The organism is Halanaerobium sp., assembly GCF_003070835.1.
On record NZ_QBLR01000339.1, the window covers coordinates 1 to 3,530 of the forward strand.

Annotated in this window: 3 protein-coding genes and 1 pseudogene; 1 reads left to right on the forward strand and 3 read right to left on the reverse strand. The window is 31.2% G+C overall.

The window, feature by feature from the left end:
- Positions 1 to 189, forward strand: a pseudogene (locus tag CI949_RS18590) (ABC transporter permease); the annotation flags it as partial.
- 103 nt (positions 190 to 292) lie between these two features.
- Here the strand turns inward: CI949_RS18590 and CI949_RS18595 are convergent.
- The 3 genes from CI949_RS18595 to CI949_RS18605 all read right to left on the reverse strand — a co-directional run bounded on the left by CI949_RS18595 (position 293) and on the right by CI949_RS18605 (position 2,976).
- Positions 293 to 1,162 (reverse strand): ADP-ribosylglycohydrolase family protein, encoded by an 870-nt coding sequence (locus CI949_RS18595; protein WP_089716815.1) that lies wholly within the window; start codon positions 1,160 to 1,162, stop codon positions 293 to 295.
- Between the two features lie 441 nt (positions 1,163 to 1,603).
- Positions 1,604 to 2,479 carry a DegV family protein gene (locus CI949_RS18600; RefSeq protein WP_089719421.1) on the reverse strand — a complete coding sequence of 292 codons (876 nt, stop codon included), beginning with the start codon at positions 2,477 to 2,479 and terminating at the stop codon, positions 1,604 to 1,606.
- Positions 2,480 to 2,850: 371 nt separating this feature from the next.
- The gene (locus tag CI949_RS18605; protein ID WP_218119700.1) at positions 2,851 to 2,976 is read right to left on the reverse strand and encodes a transposase; all 126 of its coding nucleotides are present in this window, start codon (positions 2,974 to 2,976) and stop codon (positions 2,851 to 2,853) included.
- Positions 2,977 to 3,530 lie beyond the last annotated feature (554 nt).

Here is a 3,530-nt window from a genome sequence, read left to right on the forward strand (position 1 = left end):
AGCTTTATTGGCCTCGGAATCCAGGAACCTTCTGCCAGCTGGGGTAATATGTTGAGTGCAGCTCAGAATATAACTAAAATCTCAGATTTTCCCTGGCTTTTATTACCCGGTTTATTCATTTTTATTACTGTCTTAAGCTATAATATATTAGGTGATGGTTTAAGAGATGCGCTTGATCCTAAATCCTAAATATCAATATTAAAATTAAAATCAACTCCTATTTCAGAGTCTTTTTCTTTAATTAATTCTTTTAATGAATCGACTGTTAAAGGTGTTGGGTGGATTAATTATCTTAATTTAACTTTAACAGTAATTCGTTAACATTTTCTGATTTATTAAAACCAGCAGTTAATTTATCTGGTAAAGCATCTAATCCCTCAGCTGCTGCCATTACTGCAGCAATTACCATTGCTCTAGCTGAAGTATCTCCGCCTGCCATAATATTAAGTGTTAAAGCTTCCAGGAGATCATCAGCATTCCAGAGAACATCAAGCACAATTGGAAAGCCCTGCTCAGTTGAGCAGCCCTGACCGCGGTCATCTGCATTTGCTACAATTTTATCTTTAGATCCGATTTTTTCAAAAGACTCAGCAGTAAATTTATTTAAATCTTTATTAGCTTTAATAGCTTCTTTATAATCTTTGCCTGCCAATACATCTTTAATCACAGCAAAAACAAATTTTGCAGTCTGATCAACAACTTGGCTGTTATGAGTTAAATGAACTAGGTCTAAAAAATCTTTTTGAATAATATCTTCTTCTAAAAATAACGGCAGACTGCGTGCAATTCCACCTAATTCATGATTGTCAGCCCCTGTAAAAGTATCTGAATTCTTAAGTTTTTCCAGTGAATCTTTCATTGCATGGTCCATATACATCTCATTATTTTCTAAATACTCAATCCAGTCATCTCTAAACTGCTTTAGATCAAAACTCTGATTATTAGAGATTGACTGCAGCAGTGCAAAAGCTTGTTCACCATAATGTGATAAGTCTCCAGCTTTTTTTCCTTCGTGGAATTTAGCCATAGGAGTTCTATATTCTTCAATTATTCCGCTGTATTCTTCCTTTAATTTATCTGTACTGTAAACCCAATGAGCACCAAATGAAAGTGCATCTGCAACAAAAACTGCTTTTATTAGTTCTTTTCTTTTATTTTGCATTAACAAAACCTCCTTATATCTCAACTAAGTTTTAATATTATTATATCCACGCTGACTAAATAATAATATTAAATTGATTACATGTTTTTAGAAAGGCTATTAATTATCTGAAACTGACGAACTGAAACCACTAATGAATAATCTTTTAAAACAGAGTATGGTCTTTGATTTATTAGACACTGAAACAATAGATATTGATGCTTCGAATTTAGAAAATTACAACTGATATCTATGAACATATTCTTTTTAAGCAGGAGTTTCAGGCTATTATACCAATTATTCAAATTAAAAGGCTTATTCTTATAATTTGCAGATAATATTTTTAAAATTAAACTAAATTAAGCGTATTATGAAATTCGATTAGTTATTATTTTTTATTAAATAATTATTTAAAAAAGTGCAGTTTCCCTATTTACAGGTAAGAGCTGCACTTTCTCTTATTTATACTAAAAAATCTCCACTTAAAACAATAACAGCATAGACTGTAGGTCCCACATGACACCCTAGAGTCGCACTGATGCGGCTGTTAAAAATTTTTAGATTCAAATTTTTGTCTTTTTTTACTTCTTCTATTAATTTATTTTTTGTCTCTGTAAGGTCAGCTTTGCGATCTCCATGAGCAAATCCAAGCCAGTTATTTTTTTCATTATCAATTTTTTCTTTAATAATTTTTATAATTTTGTCCTGAGCCCGGTGCGGTCCTCTAACTTTGGCAATTGGTTTAACCTTACCGGTTTCAGTACTAATTGAAATTACAGGGTTAATACTAAAGATAGAACCTAAGAATGAGCTCGCTTTACCGATACGGCCACCTTTTTCCATATAAGTTAAGTCCTTCACTGTAAAATATAAGTATAAATTCCTTTTTGCACTTTTAATGGTTTTAATTATATCATTTAAGTCTTTATCTTTTTCAATTAATTTTGCTGCCAGAATAACTAACATACCCAGTCCTAGAGAAATACTTGCCGAATCAATAACAGTAATTTTTTGGTCTTCTATTTCGCGAGCAGCTAATTTTGCTGATTCAAAAGTACCGCTGAGAGCAGCAGAAATATGAATAGAAAGCAGATGATCATATTTTTCCAGCATTTTTTTGTATTTTTTCATAAATAATGCCGGGGCGGGTCTTGAAGTATGTGGTAGTTCTTTATTTTTATTCAGCTTTTTAAAAAAACTTTTTGGATTGATATCAACACCATCCTTAAATTCTTTTTCTCCAAAATGTACTGATAGAGGGATAACCTCAATATTATATTTTTCTATTAATTTTTGATTTAGATCACAGGTACTATCAGTTATAATTCCAATACTCATTTTTCTGCTCCTTTCATTAATTAAAAGTCATAATCCTAAATTATTCATAGCAGCCACAAAATATAATTTTCCTTTGATTTAACTCTAAAATTATCTGATTTAAGATTTTAAAATAGATTTTTGAGTTTAATTTTTTAAAAAATCTATTTTTTGTTATTATGGTAAAAATCACTATTAAAATTGGGTATAGATATCCCGTAGTCTTCCTTTATTTTCTTAAAATTTTACAGTTCTTTTAGAATTCAATGTCAACCAAATTCTAAACTCTGTATATTATCCAGTACTTTAAAAACAACTCTTTGTTGGGACATCCTTCTGATAGTTTCTATTCTATCTGATCTGTTATGCCCTAGAAAACAGAGTCGTCTCAGTCAGTTATTTAAGTTATAGGCAAGCATCATCTGCTGTAATTTATTTGCATTAGCCTGCTGCAGCTGTTTCATATTTTCTTTATCGACCTGATTGTTTAATCTTGAAATAGCAGGTTGAGAAGCCAAAATTTATTTTCCCAGTATAGTCTGAAATGAAAAATCAAACCGTAGATCATCTGCATCATCAGCATGCCGGAATTTGATGTTAAATCACTACCATTAAAATTTATTTTTAAATTTGACTTGAAATCTATTTTTTTTCCAGTTATAGTAACCATACGGAGTCCCTCCTTTTAATTTGGTCGTTACTATTATTATAAAGGAAAGAGGCTCCTTTTTCTATATTTTTAGAGAAAAATCTTAATAAAAACTTTTTCACCCACTGGGTGAAAATAATATTTTGATAGAATTTTGCTATATTAGTACTGATAATTTATTTCGTGGTTGTTATGAATAATTCAAGACAAGAGAGTTTCTTAATGGTGATGGTACAATTCAGTTTCAATTCTCAGCCCCCAACAAAGAGGACTGCAATCTATATCAGGACTGACATCAGTTATTCTGTGAGTAGTTTCAATTCTCAGCCCCCAACAAAGGGGACTGCAATCAGAATGATGCTATATATCAGGATGATGTTTACACCGTTTCAATTCTCAGCCCCCAACAAAGGGGACTGCAAT

Excerpts from the sequence above, each read along its gene's own strand:
- CI949_RS18595 (WP_089716815.1), bottom strand. The coding sequence starts at position 1,162 with ATGCAAAATAAAAGAAAAGAACTAATAAAAGCAGTTTTTGTTGCAGAT.
- CI949_RS18600 (WP_089719421.1), bottom strand. The coding sequence starts at position 2,479 with ATGAGTATTGGAATTATAACTGATAGTACCTGTGATCTAAATCAAAAA.